Source organism: Synechococcus sp. N19 (genome assembly GCF_900474045.1).
GTDB lineage: Bacteria > Cyanobacteriota > Cyanobacteriia > PCC-6307 > Cyanobiaceae > Parasynechococcus.
This window is the reverse complement of record NZ_UCNR01000008.1, coordinates 81,486-101,960: the sequence shown is the minus strand read 5'-3', so window position 1 is coordinate 101,960 and position 20,475 is coordinate 81,486. Positions and strand designations below refer to the sequence as shown.

Here is a 20,475-nt window from a genome sequence, read left to right as displayed (position 1 = left end):
ATCCTGCTCGCGACTGACGCCACCGCAGTAGGGAGCGAACAGAACCAGTTGGGCGGCATCTGACAAAGCTGGTGCTTGATTCGTGCTCCGCTCGTTTCAAGGATGCCCCAAGCTGGCCCCATGGCCCAGTCCCCCTTTCTCGGCAAACGGATCGGCATCACAGGCGCTCGTGGAGCCCTCGGCGCAGCTCTGGCCCGTTGCCTCCGTTCCGCAGGCGCCCACGTCGTCGGTTTCACCCACGGATCCATACCTCCAGAGCAAGCGGACGGCCCACACCGTTGGGTGAGCTGGAGCTGCGGAGACGAAGCCAGCTTGGACGCCGATCTGGAGGAGCTCGATGTTCTGGTGCTGAACCACGGGATCAATCCTCAAGGCGGCCAAAGTCCTGAAGTGATCAATCAGGCGCTGGAGATCAACACCTTGAGCAGCTGGAGGCTGATGCAGCGATTTGAGGCCATCAGCAGAGCATCGCCGCAGGCTGATCCGAGGGAGGTGTGGATCAACACCTCAGAGGCTGAAATTCAGCCTGCCGTCAGTCCCGTTTATGAGCTCACCAAGCGAATGCTGGGGCAACTTGTGAGCATCCGCGGTGCGGTGCTTGATGCCACCGGACGAGAAGCCCTGATCCTTCGCAAGCTGGTGCTCGGCCCCTTTCGCTCATCGCTCAATCCGATTGGGGTGATGAGCGCCGATTTCGTCGCAAGCCAAGTGCTTCGCCAGGCGAGCTGGGGATTTCGCCTGGTGATCGTGACACCAAACCCACTGACGTATGTTTTGATGCCTCTGACCGAGCTTGGACGGCGGATCTACAGCCAGATCCTCAGTCGCCCCGATCGGTAAGGATCTCGCATCCATCACTGGTCACCAGAACGGTGTGCTCCCACTGCGCCGAGAGAGAGCCGTCGCGGGTCACGACAGTCCACTGATCCCGCAAGGTGCGGCAGGCCTTGCTGCCGGCATTGAGGATGGGCTCAATCGCCAGGGTCATGCCAGGACGCAGAGTGACGTTGGGGAGCTCGTCGGTACGGAAATTGAACACGGAAGGTTCTTCGTGCAGGTTCCGGCCGACACCGTGGCCGGTGTAATCCTCCACAACACTGAACCCGTTGGCCTTGACGTGGTCTTCAACGGCTCCAGCGATATCCAGCAAGGTGTTACCTGCTTTGACCTGGCTCAGACCAGCCATCAAGGCTTCCTTGGCAACACGGCTCAAGGTCTGTGCTTCCTGGGGTGCATCTCCCACGCAGATCGTGATGCAGCTGTCGCCGTGGTAGCCCTCGAAATAGGCGCCGGTATCCACCTTCAGCAGATCGCCCTGGCGGATCACACGCTTCGGACTGGGGATGCCATGCACCACTTCGTTGTTGATGCTGGCGCAGATGCTCGCCGGAAAACCGTGATAGCCCTTGAAACTTGGGGTCGCCCCCATCTCTCGAATGCGTTTTTCCGCATAGGCATCAATATCTCCCGTCGTCTGACCTGGCTCCACCATTCCCATCACCTCCCGCAGCACGGTGGCGACGATGTGGCTGGCCTGGCGCATGATCTTCACTTCACGGGCTGATTTGATCTCAACGCCGCGACGCTTCTGAATGCGCGGGCCCGTCGCCGTCACTTGCCCCTGCGCTGCCTGGGTGGATGCCAGAAGATCAGCAAAGAGATTCATGGCTCAGCCCAATATCCGTCACGCTATCAACAGCAACCGAATTGATGCCGGTCATGTCGCTGCTTGCGCGCTTGCGGGAACTGCATCGAAGCGTTGCACCCTTCGTTCTGGCGCCCTTGTTGGTGACGGTGTTCTCCGGTGTCAGTTACCGCCTGGCCCGGGACTGGTTCGGAGCCAGCCGAGACCAGGTTCACTGGTTAATGGTCGTGCACGAGGGGGAATGGCTTGGTTCCACCCTGGAACCGGTCGTCGTTCTTCTCAACGCCATCGGCCTGCTGTGGATGCTGATCACAGGCATAGGGCTCCTGATTGAGCGATGGCGTCGAAAGGTACACTCATAGTTTGGCGATTCAACGCGGAGCTGGGATGGCAGCCGATTCGAAGGACACAGCGGTGACCGACGACAACACCGAAACGGCTGTGGAAACAGCACCTGAGGCAGCGGCGAAGGCCAGCAATGCTTCTGGTGCCCCTGCCAAGAAACTGAGCCCTGAGGCCCTGATTCGCTCCTTTGAGTCGTCTCAGCAGAAGGATGATCTCCCTGAGATCTACGTAGGCGACACCGTGCGCGTTGGTGTTCGCATCAGCGAGGGCAACAAGGAGCGTGTTCAGCCCTACGAAGGCGTGGTGATTTCCAAGCGCCATGGTGGCCTTAACCAGACCATCACCGTGCGCCGGATTTTCCAGGGCATAGGTGTTGAGCGGGTGTTCATGCTGCACAGCCCCCAGGTGGCTTCCATCAAGGTGGAACGGCGCGGTAAAGTGCGCAGGGCGAAGCTTTTCTATCTGCGGGAACGGGTGGGCAAGGCCACCCGCGTGAAGCAGCGCTTCGATCGCTGAGGTTTCGACCTCGTTCAATCAGTTGCCAACTTCAACGTTGGCTGAGGGGTACATCGCCTTGCGCCGTTAGTTCAGTTGGTAGAACGCAGGTCTCCAAAACCTGATGTCGGGGGTTCGAGTCCTCCACGGCGCGTCCGATGTTCCCCTCGTGCAGTTTCCCGGTTCTGAGCATGGAGTTGGATCTTCAACCTGGTGATGTTGTGAAGGTGTTGGAGTCAGCCGCCCTCGGCTGGGTCCGTGCCCGAGTGATACGCGTCAAGTCCGGCGGCCGTGTGGTCGTTCAGAGTGATCAAGGGCGTGAATTCACAGCCCGCGGCAATCAGGTTCGGCTCATCGAACCTGCAGGATTCCGTCCCTGAATCGTTAGACGTTCGGCGTTGAGCCGATGTTTTTCCTCATGTCCCGGCGACTCTTTCGTCGGGATTTTTTTGTGGCGGCGCCCGGATGACAAAACCAGGCTGATCCATGGCTCGGTTGTTGACGGAGGGCAGGGCGACAGTTGATACTGATCAGGTCGCGCAAGCGACACAGATCAGATTCTTCGGAGCGCGTCTCGCGAGTTCTGAATCAGATCTGGGACCGTAGTTCAACCGGTTAGAGCACCGCCCTGTCACGGCGGAAGTTGCGGGTTCGAATCCCGTCGGTCCCGTTCTCACCACCAAGAGCCACGATGGTGCGCGTTCGATTGGCCCCCAGCCCGACGGGCACGCTCCATATTGGAACGGCGCGAACCGCTGTTTTCAATTGGCTTTACGCCAAGCACGAGCAAGGCGCGTTCGTGCTGCGCATTGAAGACACCGACAAGGAGCGGTCCAAGCCCGAGTACACCCAGAACATTCTCGAAGGCTTGCAGTGGCTCGGGATCGATTGGGACGAGGAACCCGTCATCCAGAGCGAACGGGTGGGTCAGCACCGTGATGCCATACAGACCCTGCTCGATCGGGGATTGGCCTACCGCTGTTACGCAAGCGAAACGGAACTCACGGCCATGCGCGATGCGCAGAAAGCGGCCAATCAAGCCCCGCGCTACGACAACCGCCACAGGTCTCTGACCCCCGAGCAGGAGCGGGCGTTTCAGGCAGAAGGCCGTGAAGCGGTGATTCGCTTTCGCATCGATGACGCTGCCGAAATTCGCTGGAATGATCTGGTGCGTGGCGCCATGAGCTGGCGAGGCTCAGACCTTGGCGGAGACATGGTGATTGCCCGTCGCGCCCCGGCGGATCAAATCGGCGACCCCCTCTACAACCTTGTTGTGGTGGTGGATGACGCCGCGATGGACATCACCCATGTGATCCGCGGTGAAGATCACATTGCCAACACCGCCAAGCAACTGCTCCTCTACGAAGCGCTGGGCCTGCCCTTACCGACCTTTGCCCACGCTCCTCTCATCCTCAATGCCGAGGGACGCAAGCTCTCAAAACGGGATGGGGTGACCTCCATCAACGACTTCCGCGCCATGGGTTACACCCCTGACGCCATCGCCAACTACATGACCTTGTTGGGATGGTCCGTACCGGAGGGCATGGAGGAACGGTTCAGCTTGCGTGAAGCCGCAGCCGTTTTTGGTTTTGACCGCGTCAACAAAGCCGGGGCGCGTTTCGACTGGGACAAGCTCAACTGGCTGAATGCCCAGGTTCTGCACGGCTGGACGGCAGACCATCTTCTGGAAGAACTGACGCCGCTTTGGACCGAACGGGATTGGACCGCTCCCAGCGACAAGAGCTGGTGCCTGGACCTCTGCGCCTTGCTGGGGCCATCCCTCACCCTGCTCAAAGATGGCGTCGATCAGGCGGAACCGTTCTTTGATCGTCCGGAACTCCAGGACGATGCCCTCGAGCAACTCGCGATCGACGGAGCCAAAGCTGCCATTGCGGACCTGCTTCAGCGGCTCGAGAACAACCCTTGGGACGGCAGCGACGTTGATCAAGCCAAGGCTTGGCTGGGGGATGCCGCCAAAGCAGCCGGTGTGAAGAAAGGGGTTGTGATGAAGTCAATGCGCGCCGCTCTGCTGGGGCGTCTTCAAGGCCCCGATCTGATCACCACCTGGTCATTGCTGGCCCGAATCGGTGAGGACCTGCCGCGTTTGCGCCGCTGCCTCGGCTGAGGCAGGCTCATCATCCTCGGCTTTAACCAGGCCAAGAGCCTGAGCCAACGGCTGGGCAGTGAGGCCCTGGAGACCAACGGTCATCAGGATGGTGAGGAACACCAACCCCTGAAGGCGTCCTGCCCCCAGGATGCCGGCCTGCTCCAAGCGAATCGCGAAGAGAGAGGCCACCGCTGCGGTGACGATGCCTCGCGGAGCGAGCCAGCCCAGAAACAGCCGTTGTTCAAGCTTGTAGGGCAACCCGATGGTGGCCAAACCCACGCCGATCGGACGCACCACGAGCATCAACGACAGCACGCAGAGGATGCCGCCCCAACCCAGCGGACTGAGTTCAGCCCAGGAGACGTCAGCAGCCAGCAGCGGAAACAGCATTGTGATCGCCAACTGCGCCAGTTCCTGAATCAAACCATCCAATTCAGCGGTGTGGGGGCCTGGACGTCGACCCACAACGATGCCCGCCGCCACCGATGCAGGCAGGGCGGATTCCGGCAGCAGCCATTCACTGACGCCATACATCAGAAACAGCAAACCCAGACTGAGCTGAAGCGGGAGCCCCTTCAACTGATCGGGTTTGAGCCGTCGCAGCAGTTCTGAGAGCAACCAGCCGACGCTCGCGCCAATCAGCACACCACCGCCCAATCGATACAGCAGGCCGAGCATCACCTCCCGCCAACCATGCAGGTTGCCAAGAACAAGCTCCAACAGCAGCAGGGCTAAAACGGCACCGATGGGCTCAAGCACCAGGCCCTCAGCCTCCAGCACTTCGCCCAGAGGAGGAGCGAGCCGAATTTGACGCACCAGGGGTGTGACCACCGTTGGCCCCGTTGCCAGCACAATGGCACTGAACACAGCCGCCAGCGACCAGCTGAGGCCCGCAAGCCAATGGGCCGCCAACAGACCGCCTCCCAGGGAGATCAACAGACGCAGGGCTGCGATGCGCTGCACCGTGGCCTTGATCGTGTCTCCAGGCAGACGCAGATTCAGTCCACCATCGAACAGCACCAGGCTGACGAGAAGACCCACCACGGTTCCAAGCCCGGAGCCGAGATCAAGGGGTTCCACCCAACCCAGACCAGAGCGACCGATCAGCAGCCCCGACAGAAGCAGCAACACCACCCCAGGAAATTCCGACTTGGCCGCCAGAAAACGGGCTGCAGCACCCGAGGAAACCGTGACGCCCCAGAGGAGGCCCAGACGCTCAGGCGTCATCGACAGAGGAGAACTGAGGTTCCATGCGCACGCCGATCACCGCTTGGGGGCGTACGACCAGATACTCGCCCTCCAAATCACTGAGGGGAACGTTGACGAAACCGCCCTGGTTCTCGGCATTGACCACCCCTTGGTACCACTCCTGGAAGGTCTCGAGTTTCGGAAAAAACACCCGTTCGGTTTGCCCTCCCACGAGGTGGAGATGGACGGCGTAGCGACGGGGCGTACGGGACATCAGCGCGGAAAGACATCCATCACGGTCCCCACAGGATGACGGATCGGTTCCGGGTCTGACCAGAGAAGAGGGCGAAGACAAGTGTTACGCGGGGCATAAAGCGGATGGCGCGGTTGCCCCGAGGCCGTCTGCCCGAGCATCAGAGGATGCGGCGAGTCGGGAACGGAGCGTCGGCGGTGCGGCAGCAAACGCTGAATGGTTCCAAGAACCAGCTGAGCCCGGTCCCATCGCGCCCCATTCGCCCCCCATCCACACCAGAGATCAACCCCCGATGTTCGGGACCAGTGGTTGAACCAGCGGTTCAAGATCGCGTCGTTCTGCTCACCGATGGGGTCCTTCACCCGCAGCAGCGCCGCCGGAGACGGCGACATCCGGGCGAACAGATTCAGCACCAGCAACTCCCGATATCCCCATTGCCTGGCGAAGCCGATCAAACGGCGCAGGGTCGGATCATCACGCTGGCCATCAGCTCTCGAGGGATTCAGTCCCACGAAAAGGAGGCACCCTTCGCCGGCACCCAGGCAGCGCCGCAGCCACCAGCGGTAACAACCATCGCTGCTGAGGGACGCTTCAGACCCCGAGCTGTCGCCGACAGCGTTCAAGGATGCGTTCGCTGGCGTGTCCATCGCCGAAGGGGTTAACGGCGCGGGACATCTCTTGATAGGCCGTGGCATCCCCAAGCAGCCGCGAGGTCTCCTCCAGGATCACATCGGAATCGGTGCCCACCAGCCGGGCGGTGCCCGCATCAACGGCCTCCGGCCGCTCTGTGGTTCGCCTTAGAACCAGCACGGGTTTGCCGAGCGCAGGGGCCTCCTCCTGGAGACCACCGGAATCGGTGAGCAACAGGCAGCAACCTTTCATCGCTGCAACGAGACGGTCGTAGTCCAGTGGTTCGGTCAGAACCACTCGGGGATGGCTTCCAAGCAGGGCCTGCAACGGTTCACGCACCGTAGGGTTGCGGTGCATCGGCAGAAGAAGCGCCGTGTCGGGGTAGCGCTCAAGCACCTGCAGCATTCCTGCAGCGATGTCGTGCAGCCGCTCACCCCAGTTTTCACGGCGATGCACCGTGGCGAGGATCACCCTCTGTTGATCCCAGTTGAGGCCATCAAACTGAACATCCGGCGCCGATTCCGCCATCAACAACAAGGCATCGATCACTGTGTTGCCGGTCACGGCGATCTCCCCGACCACCCCGGATGCTTTCAGGTTTGATTCAGCCTTGAGCGTCGGCGCGAAATGAAGGGTTGCGATCTGAGAAAGGAGCCGTCGGTTGGCTTCTTCCGGGAAGGGATCCAGAAGATTGTCGGTGCGCAGGCCGGCCTCCACATGACCAACCGGGATCTGCTCGTAAAACGCAGCCAAACCAGCGGCAAACGCCGTGGTGGTGTCGCCCTGCACCAGAACCAACTGCGGGGGGTAGGCCTGAAAGTCTTCCCGCAGCCCCTGCAGCGCAGCACAGGTGACATGGGTCAGGCTCTGACGGGGTGCCATCAGATTGAGATCCTGATCCGCCTGGAGATGGAACAGATCCATCACCTGGCCCACCATTTCGCGGTGCTGACCGGTCAGGACGACACGGGTCTGCAATGCATCACAGGCTTGAAACGTCCGGATGACCGGAGCCAGCTTGATCGCCTCCGGACGCGTTCCCAGAACGATCGTGACGCGGGGCTGTTCAGCCATTCCATCCAGACGGACCGCTGGAGTTTACGGGCGTTAACCCGGAGAGAACAGTGAGAAATCCGTGCCAGTTGCCAGCATCGAGACGATCCTGAAAACAGATCCCTCGCCATCAACTTGGCTCAGCCGGTCTTCCCCCCCAGCCTCCCGCCGCGCCCAACCGCCGCCCGTAGCCCAGAACGACTTCGGGAGGTTCACAACCCGGCGCCCCGATCCGCTGCAGATGGCTCTCTAAGCCTCGAGGAGATCGTTCGAATCGCCAATGATGCCGGCCATTCCGATGTCCACCTGGGGGTGGGGGAAGTGCCGCGCTACCGGGCCCGGGGAGACATGCAGGGCACGGATTTGCCGGTCACCCGCGCCGAGGTCTTTCAGGGATGGCTCCAGGAAATCCTGACGCCACAGCAGATCGATGGCTTCAACCGCGACAAGGAATTTGACGGCTCCCATGCCTTCCCCTTCGTGCGCGTGCGCATCAACCTGATGGATTCACTGCGGGGCCCGGCGATGGTGCTGCGCCTGATTCCGCAGACGATCCTCACTATGGAGTAGCTGCATCTCCCCAGCGTGCTGGAGAGCCTCGCGGCCCGGCCGAAGGGACTGATCCTGGTGACCGGACCGACAGGGTCCGGCAAAAGCACAACCCTGGCGGCCATGATCGACTGGATCAACCGCAACGAGGCACGCCACATCCTCACGATCGAGGATCCCGTCGAGTTCGTGCACGAGAGCCGCAAGTCCCTCATCCGGCACCGGGAAGTGGGGTTGCACACCCTCAGATTCCACAACGCCCTGAGGGCTGCTCTGCGGGAAGACCCCGATGTGATTCTGGTGGGCGAAATCCGGGATCAGGAAACCCTTTCCACGGCACTGGAAGCGGCCCAGACCGGCCACCTGGTGTTCGGGACGCTGCACACCAATTCAGCGGTGAAGACCGTGGAACGGGTACTCGGCATGTATCCGCCTGAAGAGCAGGAGAGTGTGCGCCGTTCGTTATCCGAGTCGTTGCTTGGGGTGGTCGCCCAGGGATTGATCAAGACGACAGATGCAAAACGGACGGGTTATCACGACATCCTGATCAACACCGACGCCTGCAAGGACTACATCCAGCGGGGGGCGCTCGATGAGGTGGAGGACATCATGGAGCGCAGCAGATTCGATGGGATGGTGACCACCAATCAATTGCTGCTGGCCCTGGTGGAGGCGGGTCGCATTGACGGCGATCAAGCGGTTGCCGTCAGCCTCAAACCCAACGAGCTGGCTCAGGCCCTCCGGGGCCGAAGCTGATCAGCCACCGCTGAACACACGCACCAAAAGAACAACAGCGATACCTGCGGAGAGGCCGATCATCGCCAGACGGCCGTTCCAGATTTCGGCCTGTGGAGTGAAGCCACGCTTCCAGGCGTTCAGCTCATCAGCCTCCACGGGCTCCGGAGCATCGGGTCTGGTTTCCGGTTGGTCCACGACGCAGAGACCGAAGAGTTCCTTCAAGCCTAAAAGGCTCACCTAGAAGGGTGGGTCTGGTGTGTAAAGCGCATTGGCCTGATCCAAGGGCCAGCGGGCTGCAACGCCGGATTCAAGAGACGTGCAAGCAGGGTTATGGCCCAGACGCAGCAAGGCCGCAGCCCCGATCATGGCGGCGTTGTCGGTGCAGAAGGCCAGCGGAGCGATGGAGACCGTTATGCCCCGCTGCTTCCCCTGTTCGAGCATGCTCTGGCGCAAGCGACGGTTCGCTGCGACGCCCCCAACCATCACCAGTTGCTGAACACCGTGGTCCTCAGCACAGCGAAGACTGCGCTGCACCAGAACATCGGCCACCACCTGTTCAAAACTGGCGGCGAGGTCGGCAAGAGGCAGCGGATCAGGGTTTTGCCGCAAAGTTTCCACAGTGCGGAGCATGGCGGTCTTCACACCACTGAAGGAAAAGTCGTAGGGATGAAAACCGCCGCCCGGCAATGAAATCCGCCCCTTGGGCAGGCGAAAGCGCGTTGCATCACCCGTTTCGGCTACTGCCTGGATGGCAGGGCCTCCGGGGTATCCCAGACCAAGCAGGCGGGCCACCTTGTCGAAAGCTTCTCCAGCGGCATCGTCGTGGCTTCGACCGAGCCGCGTCATCCCGCCGTCGTCAGCCACCAGGATCAGCTCCGTGTGGCCCCCGCTCACAAGCAACACCAGATAGGGAGCCTGCGGTGGGGCATCTCCAAGCATCACCGAGGCCAGATGGCCCTCCAGGTGATGAACGCCGAGAAAGGGGCGCTGATGCAGCGCAGCAAGGGTGCGACCCGTCACCGAGGCCACCATCAGAGCCCCGGCCAGACCTGGAGTGATCGTGGCCGCGATGGCATCCAGCTGCCCCAGAGCGACACCCGCCTCGTCAACCACGGTCTCCACCAGCCCCGGCAGGGCCTCGACGTGGCGGCGCGAAGCGATTTCGGGCACAACACCACCCCAACGGGCATGCTCCTCAACCTGAGATGCAATCCGCGACGCCAGAACCTCGATTCGCCCATCCGCGTGACGGCGCAGGACCGCTGCAGCGGACTCGTCACAACTTGTTTCGAGGGCAAGCACTGCATGCATCGAAGCGATGCGCCTCCCCTACTGTCCGACTTGTGACATCTTGCCCTTTCGGGGCACCGTTCAGAGGAATTGTTCCGATGCGTCGTCTCTTCGCCGTCGTGCTTTCAGCACTCCTGGTGTTCGGCTTCGCCCCCGTCGCCAAGGCGGATGTGGCTGGCCTCACCCCCTGCTCAGAAAGCGCCCGCTTCCAGCAGCGTGCTGCCGCTGCTACCACGCCTCAGGCCAAAGCTCGCTTCGAGATGTACAGCCAGGCCTCCTGTGGTGAGGATGGCCTTCCCCACCTGATTGTCGATGGCCGCTGGAGCCACGCCGGTGATTTTGTGTATCCCGGAATCATGTTCCTGTACGTCGCCGGCTGCATCGGCTGGGCCGGTCGTGAGTACCTGAAAGCAACTCGCGGCAAGAATGCTGCCCAGTACGAAATCTTCATCGATCGCAGCATCGCCATCAAGAGCCTTCTGGCTGCTGCCACCTGGCCCCTGGCTGCCTTCGGTGAATTCACCAGCGGCAAGCTGCTCGAAGACGACAGCAAGGTGACTGTTTCACCACGCTGATTCAAACGACTTCAACCATTGCTCTCTCAACAATGAACAAGTTTCTGACCGCAGCTCCAGTGGTTGCAGCCATTTGGTTCACCGCCACCGCAGGAATCCTGATCGAGTGGAACCGCTTCTTCCCCGATCTTCTCTTCCACCCAATGTAAATCTGGGTTGATTTTCAGAAGGGCAAGGGAACCTTCGGGTTCCCTTTTTTTGTGCCTGCCCCCGTTGCGAAAGTGAGGGTTGCGACGATCAGCGTTGCAAAAAGCAGCTCTGCTTTATCCCAGACCCATCAGCGTCTCCACCTGGTTTAACGCTGATTCGAGATCGTCATTGATCACGACAGCATCGAATTCCTGTTGGGCCTCGAGTTCCTCGCGAGCGCGAGTCAAGCGGCGCTGAATGGCATCCTCCGCATCGGTTCCGCGCCCACGGATCCGGCGCTCCAATTCTTCAAAGCTGGGAGGAGCCAGAAAAATCTGAAAACCGTCCGGAAAACTGCGACGCACCTGGCGGGCACCTTCCAACTCAATCTCCAGAAGCACGGGGCGCCCCGCCGCCATCTGTTCTTCCACAGGACCTCGGGGGGTGCCGTAGCAATTCCCCGCGAATTCCGCCCACTCGAGAAAACCTCCCTGCTCCACCAAGCCCTCAAACCCCGCACGGCTGTGGAAGAAGTAGTTGATGCCGTTCTGCTCCCCCTGGCGCGGAGAACGTGTGGTGGCCGAAACCGACAGCCAGATCTGGGGGTGCCGTTCCAGCAGCTGGTTCACCAGCGTTCCCTTGCCGACTCCACTGGGGCCGGTGATCAAGGTGAGCTTTCCACTGGTGGACATCGCGGCGTCTGCGTGGGTCAGCAGAGTAGGAAGCCCCAATGCCCCACCCGGTGCTCCAGGTGATCGCCTCCACCAGCCTGCAGCCAATGGATCTCACCACGCTGCGCGCGGTGCTCTGGGATCTGCGCCCAAAGCTGGTGCCCAGCCGCTTCGAGAAGGCCCAACAACCGGACCCGGCAACGATTCAACTGGGATGCCGCAGCCTCAAGGGGATGGTGTGGCTGGAACTGAGCTGGCAAGCGGAGGCCCCTCGGCTGGTGGAGGTCAACCCTCCCCCGCGCAGCGGCAGCGGCAGCACCTTCGCCCAACAGTTGCAACACAGCCTCCGCCAGCTGGCTCTGGTGGAGCTCCACCAGAGTGGTTTTGAACGGGTGGTGGAATTCCGGTTTGCCCAACGCCCTGGGGAACCGATCCAGCGGGTGCTCGTGCTGGAGCTGATGGGACGGCACAGCAACCTGCTGCTGCTGGATGAGCAGCGCCGGATCATTGCCCTGGGGCGACAGGTCCGGGACCATCAGTCCCGCGTGCGCCCTCTCTCCACCGGTGATTCCTACAGCCCACCCCCGATGCTGCAGGGGTTGGCACCGGATCCAACGGAGGGCTTTGAACGCTGGAAGGAGCGGCTCTCTCTCGTTCCGATCGCCCTGCGCAAGGCCCTGCAGCAGACCTATCAGGGGATCAGCCCAGCCCTTGCTCTACAGCTCGCCGGCGACAATCTGAACACCCCGGTGGACAGCCTGGATGCACGCCACTGGTGCCACCTGTTTGAACGCTGGTCCCTCTGGTTGGACCAGCTCGAGCGTGAGCAGTTCGCCCTGGTGGTGGAGAACGACGGTCGTTACAGGGTCTGGGGAGCTCCCCAGGGTGAAGTGCAGCCACAGCCCGCTCTGGCGCTCACCCTGGGATCCCTGCATCAGCAATCCCAAGAGCAACGGGCCCTGGCACGGGTCAGCCAAGATCTGCGTCAACGCCTGGAGCGTTGGCGCAGCAAAGAACAGGCAGCTCAGCAGGACCAACACCAGCGCCTGAAGGCCACCGATGGGCACGAGGCTCTTCAACGCCAGGCGGACGCTCTCCTCTGCCTCGGAAACCCAAGCCGCGACCAGATCGATGAAGCCCAGTCGCTCTATCGCAGGGCCAAAAAACTGCGGAGATCGCGCCCGATCCTTGAGCAGCGGCTGGAGCACCATCAGCAACGGCTTGAGCTGATCAGCGCGAGCGAAACCTTCATCGAAGATCAACTGGGTGCCACCTGGCAGGACGGCCCGGCGCGCCTCGCCGCCCTGAATGATCTGCGGGAGGAACTCGATGAGCTGTTGCAGCCCAAGGAACGCCGTCGCAGCACGCGACAGCAGCGTCAACGGGACCAGCCCAAGCCGCTGGAACTGAACACTCCCGGAGGTCTCAAGGTGCAGGTGGGGCGGAACCACCGCCAGAACGACTGGATCTCGCTGCGCCAGGCCCGCAGTGGTGACCTCTGGTTTCACGCCCAGGAATGCCCAGGCAGTCACGTGGTGTTGAAGAGCTCCAACGGGCTGGCCGAGGAATCCGACCTGGCGATGGCTACGGATCTGGCGGCCTATTTCAGCCGCGCACGGGGCAACACGCGGGTGGCGGTGGTGATGGTGCCCACCGATCAGCTGCAGCGCATTCCCGGTGCCGGCCCGGGCACCGTGCGCCATGGACAAGCTGAAATCCGCTGGGGGGATCCCCAGGGCGCGGAAGAGCGGCTGCTTGCCCCTAGCCTGAGCCCACATTCGGGCTGACCTGTTGCGCCGCCCGCCCTGCGTCCGTGTCTGAGCGCCCCGAAGGTCCCCCAGCTCTGCAGCCACCACCGCCCATTCGCATTGGGAGGGCACCTGGTGATGCCGATCTACCCAATGAGGTGGAGATGCCTCTGGTGGATCACCTTGAGGAACTGCGTCAACGGGTTCTGCGCAGCTTGCTGGCCGTAGTTGTTGCAGCGCTGACCTGCCTGCTGGGGGTTAAACCTCTGGTGCGCCTGCTGGAAGCGCCAGCAAGCGGAATTCATTTCCTTCAACTGGCACCGGGCGAGTTTTTATTCGTCTCACTGAAGGTAGCCGGCTACGCCGGCCTCACCCTGGCCCTGCCCTATGTGCTGTTTCAGATCCTGGCCTTCGTGCTGCCGGGCCTGACGATCCGCGAACGACGCCTGATTGCCCCTGCCGTCGCCGGCTCCGCGGTTCTGTTCATGGCGGGCCTGGCCTTTGCCTGGTGGGCCCTGGTACCAGCCGCCCTTCGTTTTCTGGTGAGCTACGGCGCCGATGTGGTGGAGCCGCTCTGGTCGATCGAGCGTTATTTGGATTTTGTTCTGCTGCTGATGCTGGCCACCGGGCTGGCGTTTCAGCTCCCTGTTCTGCAACTGCTCCTCGGGGCCCTGGGGCTGGTGCGCTGGCGGCCGATGCTTGGGGCCTGGCGCTGGGTTGTTCTGGGCTCAGCCCTGGCTGGAGCTGTGCTGACGCCATCCACCGATCCGATCACGATGCTGCTGCTGGCTGGAGCGATCACGGCACTGTTTCTGATCGGCGTCGGCCTGGTGGCCCTGACCGAATCCTTCAGACCAGAAACTCCTTGATCAGCGTTTCCGCCTCCGGCCCTGCCGCCTCCAGCGGAAGACTCAACGCCTTACCAAGACGGGGTTTGTCACGGGTGGAACCGAGCCATTGGCGCACCTCACCCGCCAAACCAAGACGATTCACAACATCCAGCACCTCACCGAGATGCTGCCGATAGGCCTCAAGGTCCATCGGAAACGACTGTTGCTCGAGATAGGCCCACATCACCTGGAGGTACAAACGACGGCGTCGAACCACCAGCTGAAGGTCGTAAGTCGCCCGCCAGCGCTGGCGTAAGCAGGCCATCACCTCGTCAACACTGAGCGGCGGCTCGGGCACGGGCTTGGCGATTTCAAGCACAGAAGATGAAGCGGCAGGGGTAGGTAGACGCCTGTCGTTGCAAAGCTTGACAGGCACTTAAGCATCCATAATGAACGCCATTCTGAGCTGGATGAACGTCCGCCATGACCCAACTCTCCTCGAGCGATGTGCCCGGAATGGGTCGTCGGCAGTTCATGAATCTGCTGACGTTCGGCTCTGTCACCGGTGTGGCCCTGGGAGCCCTCTACCCGGTGGCGAACTACTTCATCCCCCCCAAGGCCGCAGGCAGTGGCGGTGGCACCAGCGCCAAGGATGAGCTGGGCAACCCGATCACAGCCAGCGGCTGGCTCTCCAGCCATCCCGAGGGCGATCGCAGCCTGGTGCAGGGCCTCAAAGGCGATCCCACCTATTTGATCGTTGAAGGCGAAGACGCCATCGGCAGCTACGGCATCAACGCCATCTGCACCCACCTCGGTTGCGTTGTTCCCTGGAACAGCGGCGCCAACAAGTTCATGTGCCCCTGTCATGGCAGTCAGTACGACGCCACCGGCAAAGTGGTCCGTGGCCCTGCCCCTCTCTCCCTGGCCCTGGCGAACGTCAGCGTGGAGAACGACAACGTGTTCGTGAGCCAGTGGACCGAGACCGACTTCCGAACTGGTGATAAGCCCTGGTGGGCCTGATCTTTCCCTTCCCTACGCCTGCATCCCCCTCACCGTCCCATGCGTCGTCACCTCTCGCTTTTCCTTGGATCGCTGGTCATCGGACTGGCTCTGCTGATCGCTCCGGCTGCCAGCTGGGCATATCCCTTCTGGGCCCAACAGAACTACGACAGCCCCAGGGAAGCCACCGGCAAGATTGTTTGCGCCAACTGCCACCTGGCCAAAAAGCTGACCCAGGCTGAAGTTCCTCAATCGGTCCTCCCCGACAGCGTCTTCACCGCTAGCGTCAAGGTTCCTTATGAAAAGGGTCTGCAGGAGATCGGTGCCGACGGCAGCGATGTGGGTCTGCAGGTGGGCGCTGTTGTGATGCTTCCTGATGGCTTCACCCTGGCTCCTCAGGACCGCTGGACCGACGAGATCAAGGAAGAAACAGAAGGCGTCTACTTCACCCAGTACAGCGACGACCAGCCCAACATCCTGCTTGTGGGACCGATTCCTGGTGATGAGCACCAAGAGGTCGTCTTCCCTGTGCTGTCCCCTGATCCGGCCACCGACAGCAACATCCACTTCGGCAAGTACCAAATCCACGTGGGTGGCAACCGTGGCCGTGGCCAGGTGTATCCCACCGGTGAGAAGAGCAACAACACCGTCTACACGGCTCCTGCCAGCGGCAGCATTGCCTCCATCGAACCCGGCGACAACGGCGCCAGCGTGGTCAGCATCAAGGCTGCTGACGGCAGCAGCGTGAGCGAGACCATTCCGGTTGGTCCTGAAGTTCTGGTCAGCGTTGGTGACAGCATTGAAGCCGGTGCTGCCCTGACCAACGACCCCAACGTGGGCGGCTTCGGCCAGGTGGACGCAGAGATTGTTCTGCAGAACCCCGTTCGGATCTACGGCCTGCTCGCCTTCTTCGCGGCGGTGGCTCTGGCTCAGATCATGCTGGTGCTGAAGAAGAAGCAGATCGAAAAGGTTCAGGCTGCTGAAGGCAACTTCTGATCGCTATGGCTGTTGAAGCCCTGTTTCCCCTGGCGACCTTCCAGTCGCCAGGGGAATTTTTGCCTCACACCCAAAACTGGTTCCTTCCGCTGCGTTGGTACGGGCTGCTGATTGCAACAGCCGTCTTGATTGGACTGAACCTCTCCAGCCGACTGGCCAAGCTTCGACAGCTGGAGAACAACCTGGTCAGCGATCTGCTGCCCGTGCTCGTGCTGTTTGCCGTGATCGGAGCACGGATTTACTACGTGGCCTTCGAGTGGCACAACTACGCCTCCAACCCGCTCAAGGCCCTGGCCATCTGGGAAGGAGGGATCGCCATCCACGGTGCTTTGCTGGCGGGAACAATCACGCTGATCCTGTTCTGCCGCTGGCGCCGGCAACCCTTCTGGGATGTGCTGGATGCGTTGGTTCCCTCCGTGGCCTTGGGACAGGCCATCGGTCGCTGGGGGAATTTCTTCAATTCCGAGGCCTTCGGGGTTCCAACTGACCTGCCGTGGAAGCTGTTCATCCCGGCGCAGAGCCGCCCTGTGATGTACAGCACGTCGGAATTTTTCCACCCGACGTTCCTCTACGAATCGATCTGGAACCTGCTGCTCTTCGGACTGTTGATGCTGCTCTTTCGCCGCGGACTCAAAGCTCCTGGGATGCTCCCATCGGGCGCCATGAGTTGTGTGTATTTGGTGGGCTACAGCCTTGGCCGTGTCTGGATCGAAGGTCTGCGCATTGATCCTCTCTGCATCGGTTCGCTTCCACCGGCTTGCGACGGGGGAATCCGGATCGCCCAATTGATGAGTTGCACCCTGGTTGCACTCGGCGTACTGGGGCTTTGGTGGCTATATCAACGGAAGCGACCCCTGCCTGATCCATCAGGCCAACGCAGTTGAGTCACGTTGTCAGTTTCGTCGGCGCAGGCCCCGGTGCTCCAGACCTGCTCACTCTTCGCGCGGCTGACCGTTTGAACAAAGCCGACGTGCTGATCTGGACGGATTCCCTGGTCTGTCCAGCCATCGCCGATCTGGCGCCGGCGGATTGCGAACGCATCCGCACCAGCACGACCACGCTCGAAGAGCTGATCCCGCTGCTCATCGAGCGGCAGCGCCAGGGCAAACGGGTGGTGCGGCTCCACGATGGAGACACGGCGCTCTACAGCGCCATCAATGAACAGATCTGCGCCCTAAGTGACGCCGACATCCCTGTGGAAGTGATTCCCGGGATCAGCGCCTACCAAGCGGCAGCCGCCGGACTCGCCAGCGAACTCACCCTCCCAGGCGTGGTGCAAACCATTGTTCTCAGTCGCGCTGGGGGTCGCACCGGCGTGCCGGAACGGGAACAGCTGGATCGGCTGGCCGCCCTGCGCGCCAGCCTTTGCATCTATCTGAGTGCACGACACGTTGAAGAGGTGCAAACCACCCTTCTGGAGCACTACCCCGCCGACACGCCCGTGGCCATCGGACATCGGGTGAGCTGGCCTGATCAGATGCTCACCGTTGTCCCTCTCAGGGAGATGGCTGCGGTGAGTAGGGAACGCAATCTGATTCGCACAACGCTTTATGTAGTGAGTCCGGCCCTTGCCGGTGGTCCCCAGCGCTCACGGCTTTACTCGCCTGACCACGACCACCTGTTCCGTCCAAAACCCCAATAGGCGGTGGTTTAAGATCAATTTGTGCGGGCGATTAGCACAGTGGTAGCGCACTTCCTTCACACGGAAGGGGTCACTGGTTCGAATCCAGTATCGCCCATATTTTTTGGTGGGATTTAATCCCTTTGGCGCTGACTGCACTGTTGGATCGGCCTAAGTTCAGCTTTGAACGAGGTCGATCGACCCATTGATGAACGAGCGGAGTCTTGCGGACGACCAAGTCAAAGCCACGGGTCTGGTTGAAGCAGGGCGACAGTTGGCCGAGGCGCGGGCTGCTGCGGGCCTGAGCCAGAACCAGCTCGCCAGCCAGCTGCACATGGGCGAGGAGCAACTGGCAGCACTGGAACGGGGCGATCAAACCGAATTGCCTGAACCCGTGTTCATCAAGGCCATGGTGCGCCGGATCAGTTCGCATCTGGGTTTGGATGCGGACGCCATGGTTCAAACCCTCGGCCCCCTCACCACCAGAGCGCCCAAACGGGCGACTCCCGGTGCAACACCGCGGGGCAGCGCTCCTCAGAACCGGAGAACATTCAATCCGCTTCCCCTCGTGGCCCTCGCCGGGCTTGCTTGCCTTGGCTTTGTTGTGTGGAACAACGCCTCCGAGTTGACGCGCTTCGCCCAGGGGTTGAAGCCTGCCAATCCAACCCTTGAGCCAAGCGAAACCGATCTGGAGGTGACCAAGGTTGCAGATGAGCGCGATGCCCTCATCGTTCCAGCGCCACCAACCGGAGACCTGGGCCTGACGATCAGCAGCAGCGAACCCAGCTGGATCGCCCTACGGCGTGAGGGAATTGTGGAATTCGAAGGGCTGCTGAACGGTGAGCGCAGGATTAACAATCCCGACCTGGTGGAGATCTACGCCGGCCGGCCTGATCTGGTGCAGCTGAGTTCTCCCGACGCCGAGACACGCACCCTTGGCGCTGTGGATGACATCCGCTGGATCCCGCTCAGCCCTGCACCCTGACGCGCAGATTCACGCCAACCGCCTCCTTCACCACCTCAGCGCAGCCTTCCAAGCTCCACTGTTCAAGGCTGACGTTCTGGTTGACCCGCTCAGGGACGATCTCCAGATCCAGACTTCCCTTCACCGCATGAATGCGGAGTGCTGAGATCACCGGCTCAGGCCTGCGATCCAGAGCCGCAGCCAAGCGCAGCAGCAGGGCCATCTGATGAACACAACGACGGTTGTCTCGGGTGGCCACAAGCTGCCAGGACTCATGGCGTTTCTTCGGCAGGCTGCGGCGGTGATAGCGGGCAATAGCCGCGACCATCAAGTGCTCCGCCTCGGAATAGCCCAGCAGCTCACCATGACGAATCAAGTACCAGGTGTGCTTGTGGTAAGCGCTGATGTTGATGTGCTGGCCACAGGTATGGAGCATCGCGGCAGCCCAAAGCAGTTCACGCCCTTCGCCACTGTCGTCATGCATCACGCCTCGCGTGGCGTCGTAGAGGCTGAGAGCATGGCTGGCAACCCGTTCAGCCCTGCTCTGGTTCACCGCAAAGCGCTGCACCTGATGGAGCACAGTGCGCTGCCGAATGCTGCTCTGAAAGCTGAAGCGGTCTTCCAGAAGACCCTGGCGAAGCATCCAATCAACGATCAAACCTTCCCTGAGCGCCCGCTCACTGAGCACGAACTCCTCCACACCCAGCATCTTCATGGTGGTTTGCAGGATCAGCGCACCGGGAACGATGATTTCGGCCCGACGATCATTGATAGGAGCCAACTCCCGTCGCTGCGCAGGGGTCATCGTGATCAGACGATCAACCACGTTGTCCAGGCGCTGCCGGGTGACGCGGTACCCATGCAATTTGCGGGGGGGGCGCTCCTCTTCACTCGCCGCAAGGGAGCCAATCGCCATCGCCGTGCCGCTGGTGGCCACCAAAACAGGGGTTTCACCGGGTTTGATCCTGCGACGCACTTTGTCGACCGCAGGTTCAAGCGACCCCTGAATGAAGGCCTTCAGAAACGAACGCCGTTGAGGGGGCATCGGATCATCCCGAACAAAGTCCCGCTGGAGTCGCACAGCCCCCACACGGGTGCTGGTCAGGGCGCGGGCATCACGACCATCGGCAAGGATCAGTTCCGTGGAGCCACCGCCGATGTCGAGCAGAAGATGCGGACGGTCTCCAAACGGCATTCCTGAGAGGACGCCCAGATAGATCAGCCGGGCCTCCTCGGGGCCGCTGACCAAATCCACCTCCATCCCCAGATCGTCGAGAATGGTCTGGAGGAAATCGCGACCATTTGGTGCTTCTCGAACGGCACTCGTCGCCGCTGTGACGATCTGCTCAACCCGGTGACTGGCGGCGAGATCTCTGAACTGTCGAAGGGTTTCCAGCCCCCGTTGCATCGCCGCCTCGGTCAGCTCGCCGGTCTCGGGATCACGCTCCCCCAGACGCGTGGTGGCCTTTTCGGCCTGGATGATCCGAAACGTGCGCAGCTTCGGATCAACGGCTGCCACCAGAAGATGAAAGGAATTGGTCCCGATATCGATGGCGGCGATCCGACGCTGATCAGCGTTCACTGCCTGCGACGCGTCGTTGTTCTGTTCCGTTGGCTGGGCTGGGGCCTTGGCATCCAGCATCAACGTC

24 protein-coding genes, 3 tRNA genes and 1 pseudogene are annotated in these 20,475 nt (G+C 61.5%); 18 read left to right on the top strand and 10 right to left on the bottom strand.

Annotated elements, in window-relative coordinates; all coding sequences use genetic code 11:
* Positions 1 to 102: 102 nt before the first annotated feature.
* Entirely contained in the window at positions 103 to 840 is a 738-nt protein-coding gene (locus tag DXY02_RS04845) for an SDR family oxidoreductase (RefSeq protein WP_114988273.1), read from the top strand.
* Here DXY02_RS04845 and map read toward each other — a convergent pair.
* On the bottom strand, positions 821 to 1,666 hold the full coding sequence (gene map, locus DXY02_RS04840; RefSeq protein ID WP_006851506.1) for a type I methionyl aminopeptidase: 846 nt from the start codon (positions 1,664 to 1,666) through the stop codon (positions 821 to 823). The two genes, DXY02_RS04845 and map, sit on opposite strands and share 20 nt — an antisense overlap.
* Positions 1,667 to 1,719: 53 nt before the next feature.
* On the opposite strand from map, the gene DXY02_RS04835 reads away from it, so the two are divergent.
* From DXY02_RS04835 to gltX, 6 genes are all read left to right on the top strand, one after another.
* On the top strand, positions 1,720 to 2,007 hold the full coding sequence (locus tag DXY02_RS04835) for a PepSY domain-containing protein (protein WP_114988272.1): 288 nt from the start codon (positions 1,720 to 1,722) through the stop codon (positions 2,005 to 2,007).
* A gap of 25 nt (positions 2,008 to 2,032) precedes the next feature.
* Positions 2,033 to 2,506: a 50S ribosomal protein L19 gene (rplS, locus tag DXY02_RS04830; protein ID WP_114988301.1), complete on the top strand. Its 474-nt coding sequence runs from the start codon at positions 2,033 to 2,035 to the stop codon at positions 2,504 to 2,506.
* A gap of 60 nt (positions 2,507 to 2,566) precedes the next feature.
* Positions 2,567 to 2,639 (top strand) — tRNA-Trp (locus tag DXY02_RS04825).
* Between the two features lie 37 nt (positions 2,640 to 2,676).
* Positions 2,677 to 2,865, top strand: coding sequence for a hyperconserved protein Hcp (locus DXY02_RS04820; RefSeq protein ID WP_006043540.1), 189 nt, complete (start codon positions 2,677 to 2,679; stop codon positions 2,863 to 2,865).
* A gap of 216 nt (positions 2,866 to 3,081) precedes the next feature.
* A tRNA-Asp gene (locus DXY02_RS04815) sits at positions 3,082 to 3,155 on the top strand.
* 21 nt (positions 3,156 to 3,176) lie between these two features.
* A complete protein-coding gene (gene gltX, locus DXY02_RS04810) occupies positions 3,177 to 4,610 on the top strand; it encodes a glutamate--tRNA ligase (RefSeq protein WP_114988271.1) in 1,434 nt (477 codons plus the stop codon).
* On the opposite strand, the gene DXY02_RS04805 is transcribed toward gltX, so the two are convergent.
* Genes DXY02_RS04805 through wecB form a run of 4 tightly spaced genes read right to left on the bottom strand, consistent with a single transcriptional unit; the run spans position 4,554 to position 7,737 of the window.
* Positions 4,554 to 5,819, bottom strand: a complete 1,266-nt coding sequence (locus tag DXY02_RS04805) for a sodium:proton antiporter (protein ID WP_114988270.1) — start codon at positions 5,817 to 5,819, stop codon at positions 4,554 to 4,556. The genes gltX and DXY02_RS04805 overlap by 57 nt on opposite strands.
* Positions 5,809 to 6,054 (bottom strand): hypothetical protein, encoded by a 246-nt coding sequence (locus DXY02_RS04800; protein WP_114988269.1) that lies wholly within the window; start codon positions 6,052 to 6,054, stop codon positions 5,809 to 5,811. Before DXY02_RS04800 ends, DXY02_RS04805 begins: the two co-directional genes overlap by 11 nt.
* Positions 6,054 to 6,656, bottom strand: coding sequence for a DUF1643 domain-containing protein (locus tag DXY02_RS04795; RefSeq protein ID WP_114988268.1), 603 nt, complete (start codon positions 6,654 to 6,656; stop codon positions 6,054 to 6,056). Before DXY02_RS04795 ends, DXY02_RS04800 begins: the two co-directional genes overlap by 1 nt.
* On the bottom strand, positions 6,625 to 7,737 hold the full coding sequence (wecB, locus tag DXY02_RS04790; RefSeq protein WP_114988267.1) for a non-hydrolyzing UDP-N-acetylglucosamine 2-epimerase: 1,113 nt from the start codon (positions 7,735 to 7,737) through the stop codon (positions 6,625 to 6,627). Before wecB ends, DXY02_RS04795 begins: the two co-directional genes overlap by 32 nt.
* 114 nt (positions 7,738 to 7,851) lie before the next feature.
* Here wecB and DXY02_RS04785 point away from each other — a divergent pair.
* A pseudogene (locus DXY02_RS04785) lies at positions 7,852 to 9,021 on the top strand (type IV pilus twitching motility protein PilT).
* Here the strand turns inward: DXY02_RS04785 and DXY02_RS04780 are convergent.
* Positions 9,022 to 9,198, bottom strand: a complete 177-nt coding sequence (locus DXY02_RS04780) for a chlorophyll a/b-binding protein (RefSeq protein ID WP_114988300.1) — start codon at positions 9,196 to 9,198, stop codon at positions 9,022 to 9,024.
* A 42-nt stretch (positions 9,199 to 9,240) separates the two neighbouring features.
* Positions 9,241 to 10,314 (bottom strand): tRNA (adenosine(37)-N6)-threonylcarbamoyltransferase complex transferase subunit TsaD, encoded by a 1,074-nt coding sequence (gene tsaD / locus DXY02_RS04775; RefSeq protein ID WP_114988266.1) that lies wholly within the window; start codon positions 10,312 to 10,314, stop codon positions 9,241 to 9,243.
* Positions 10,315 to 10,391: 77 nt separating this feature from the next.
* On the opposite strand from tsaD, the gene DXY02_RS04770 reads away from it, so the two are divergent.
* Both DXY02_RS04770 and psaJ read left to right on the top strand, forming a co-directional pair.
* On the top strand, positions 10,392 to 10,868 hold the full coding sequence (locus DXY02_RS04770; protein WP_114988265.1) for a Photosystem I reaction center subunit III: 477 nt from the start codon (positions 10,392 to 10,394) through the stop codon (positions 10,866 to 10,868).
* A 32-nt stretch (positions 10,869 to 10,900) separates the two neighbouring features.
* Positions 10,901 to 11,017 (top strand): photosystem I reaction center subunit IX, encoded by a 117-nt coding sequence (gene psaJ, locus DXY02_RS04765; protein WP_006850741.1) that lies wholly within the window; start codon positions 10,901 to 10,903, stop codon positions 11,015 to 11,017.
* Between the two features lie 114 nt (positions 11,018 to 11,131).
* Here the strand turns inward: psaJ and gmk are convergent, their stop codons facing one another.
* Positions 11,132 to 11,689: a guanylate kinase gene (gene gmk, locus DXY02_RS04760; protein WP_114988264.1), complete on the bottom strand. Its 558-nt coding sequence runs from the start codon at positions 11,687 to 11,689 to the stop codon at positions 11,132 to 11,134.
* A 38-nt stretch (positions 11,690 to 11,727) separates the two neighbouring features.
* Here gmk and DXY02_RS04755 point away from each other — a divergent pair, with 38 nt between their 5' ends.
* Both DXY02_RS04755 and tatC read left to right on the top strand, forming a co-directional pair.
* The gene (locus DXY02_RS04755) at positions 11,728 to 13,455 is read left to right on the top strand and encodes an NFACT family protein (protein WP_244276149.1); all 1,728 of its coding nucleotides are present in this window, start codon (positions 11,728 to 11,730) and stop codon (positions 13,453 to 13,455) included.
* Positions 13,456 to 13,580: 125 nt separating this feature from the next.
* Entirely contained in the window at positions 13,581 to 14,285 is a 705-nt protein-coding gene (gene tatC, locus DXY02_RS04750; protein WP_170950543.1) for a twin-arginine translocase subunit TatC, read from the top strand.
* Here the strand turns inward: tatC and DXY02_RS04745 are convergent.
* Positions 14,266 to 14,682, bottom strand: a complete 417-nt coding sequence (locus DXY02_RS04745; RefSeq protein WP_114988263.1) for a DUF3067 family protein — start codon at positions 14,680 to 14,682, stop codon at positions 14,266 to 14,268. The genes tatC and DXY02_RS04745 overlap by 20 nt on opposite strands.
* Positions 14,683 to 14,729: 47 nt before the next feature.
* Between DXY02_RS04745 and petC the strand changes: the two genes are divergently transcribed.
* The 6 genes from petC to DXY02_RS04715 all read left to right on the top strand — a co-directional run bounded on the left by petC (position 14,730) and on the right by DXY02_RS04715 (position 18,847).
* The gene (petC, locus tag DXY02_RS04740) at positions 14,730 to 15,266 is read left to right on the top strand and encodes a cytochrome b6-f complex iron-sulfur subunit (protein WP_006850760.1); all 537 of its coding nucleotides are present in this window, start codon (positions 14,730 to 14,732) and stop codon (positions 15,264 to 15,266) included.
* A 39-nt stretch (positions 15,267 to 15,305) separates the two neighbouring features.
* Positions 15,306 to 16,241: a cytochrome f gene (gene petA / locus DXY02_RS04735; protein ID WP_114988262.1), complete on the top strand. Its 936-nt coding sequence runs from the start codon at positions 15,306 to 15,308 to the stop codon at positions 16,239 to 16,241.
* Positions 16,242 to 16,246: 5 nt separating this feature from the next.
* A complete protein-coding gene (lgt, locus tag DXY02_RS04730) occupies positions 16,247 to 17,125 on the top strand; it encodes a prolipoprotein diacylglyceryl transferase (RefSeq protein ID WP_114988261.1) in 879 nt (292 codons plus the stop codon).
* Complete coding sequence (gene cobM / locus DXY02_RS04725; RefSeq protein ID WP_114988260.1) at positions 17,122 to 17,883, top strand: precorrin-4 C(11)-methyltransferase; 762 nt, start codon at positions 17,122 to 17,124, stop codon at positions 17,881 to 17,883. Before lgt ends, cobM begins: the two co-directional genes overlap by 4 nt.
* A 25-nt stretch (positions 17,884 to 17,908) precedes the next feature.
* Positions 17,909 to 17,980: transfer RNA gene (locus DXY02_RS04720), tRNA-Val, on the top strand.
* A gap of 90 nt (positions 17,981 to 18,070) precedes the next feature.
* Positions 18,071 to 18,847: a RodZ family helix-turn-helix domain-containing protein gene (locus DXY02_RS04715; RefSeq protein WP_114988259.1), complete on the top strand. Its 777-nt coding sequence runs from the start codon at positions 18,071 to 18,073 to the stop codon at positions 18,845 to 18,847.
* Here DXY02_RS04715 and DXY02_RS04710 read toward each other — a convergent pair.
* Entirely contained in the window at positions 18,831 to 20,468 is a 1,638-nt protein-coding gene (locus DXY02_RS04710; RefSeq protein ID WP_114988298.1) for a Ppx/GppA phosphatase family protein, read from the bottom strand. The two genes, DXY02_RS04715 and DXY02_RS04710, sit on opposite strands and share 17 nt — an antisense overlap.
* Positions 20,469 to 20,475 lie beyond the last annotated feature (7 nt).

Bases quoted from the DNA above. Each gene is read 5' to 3' on its own strand.
- DXY02_RS04845 (WP_114988273.1), top strand. From the start codon at position 103: ATGCCCCAAGCTGGCCCCATGGCCCAGTCCCCCTTTCTCGGCAAACGG.
- map (WP_006851506.1), bottom strand. From the start codon at position 1,666: ATGAATCTCTTTGCTGATCTTCTGGCATCCACCCAGGCAGCGCAGGGG.
- DXY02_RS04835 (WP_114988272.1), top strand. From the start codon at position 1,720: ATGTCGCTGCTTGCGCGCTTGCGGGAACTGCATCGAAGCGTTGCACCC.
- rplS (WP_114988301.1), top strand. From the start codon at position 2,033: ATGGCAGCCGATTCGAAGGACACAGCGGTGACCGACGACAACACCGAA.
- DXY02_RS04820 (WP_006043540.1), top strand. From the start codon at position 2,677: ATGGAGTTGGATCTTCAACCTGGTGATGTTGTGAAGGTGTTGGAGTCA.
- gltX (WP_114988271.1), top strand. From the start codon at position 3,177: ATGGTGCGCGTTCGATTGGCCCCCAGCCCGACGGGCACGCTCCATATT.
- DXY02_RS04805 (WP_114988270.1), bottom strand. From the start codon at position 5,819: ATGACGCCTGAGCGTCTGGGCCTCCTCTGGGGCGTCACGGTTTCCTCG.
- DXY02_RS04800 (WP_114988269.1), bottom strand. From the start codon at position 6,054: ATGTCCCGTACGCCCCGTCGCTACGCCGTCCATCTCCACCTCGTGGGA.
- wecB (WP_114988267.1), bottom strand. From the start codon at position 7,737: ATGGCTGAACAGCCCCGCGTCACGATCGTTCTGGGAACGCGTCCGGAG.
- tsaD (WP_114988266.1), bottom strand. From the start codon at position 10,314: ATGCATGCAGTGCTTGCCCTCGAAACAAGTTGTGACGAGTCCGCTGCA.
- DXY02_RS04770 (WP_114988265.1), top strand. From the start codon at position 10,392: ATGCGTCGTCTCTTCGCCGTCGTGCTTTCAGCACTCCTGGTGTTCGGC.
- psaJ (WP_006850741.1), top strand. From the start codon at position 10,901: ATGAACAAGTTTCTGACCGCAGCTCCAGTGGTTGCAGCCATTTGGTTC.
- gmk (WP_114988264.1), bottom strand. From the start codon at position 11,689: ATGTCCACCAGTGGAAAGCTCACCTTGATCACCGGCCCCAGTGGAGTC.
- DXY02_RS04755 (WP_244276149.1), top strand. From the start codon at position 11,728: ATGCCCCACCCGGTGCTCCAGGTGATCGCCTCCACCAGCCTGCAGCCA.
- tatC (WP_170950543.1), top strand. From the start codon at position 13,581: ATGCCTCTGGTGGATCACCTTGAGGAACTGCGTCAACGGGTTCTGCGC.
- petC (WP_006850760.1), top strand. From the start codon at position 14,730: ATGACCCAACTCTCCTCGAGCGATGTGCCCGGAATGGGTCGTCGGCAG.
- petA (WP_114988262.1), top strand. From the start codon at position 15,306: ATGCGTCGTCACCTCTCGCTTTTCCTTGGATCGCTGGTCATCGGACTG.
- lgt (WP_114988261.1), top strand. From the start codon at position 16,247: ATGGCTGTTGAAGCCCTGTTTCCCCTGGCGACCTTCCAGTCGCCAGGG.
- DXY02_RS04715 (WP_114988259.1), top strand. From the start codon at position 18,071: ATGAACGAGCGGAGTCTTGCGGACGACCAAGTCAAAGCCACGGGTCTG.
- DXY02_RS04710 (WP_114988298.1), bottom strand. From the start codon at position 20,468: ATGCTGGATGCCAAGGCCCCAGCCCAGCCAACGGAACAGAACAACGAC.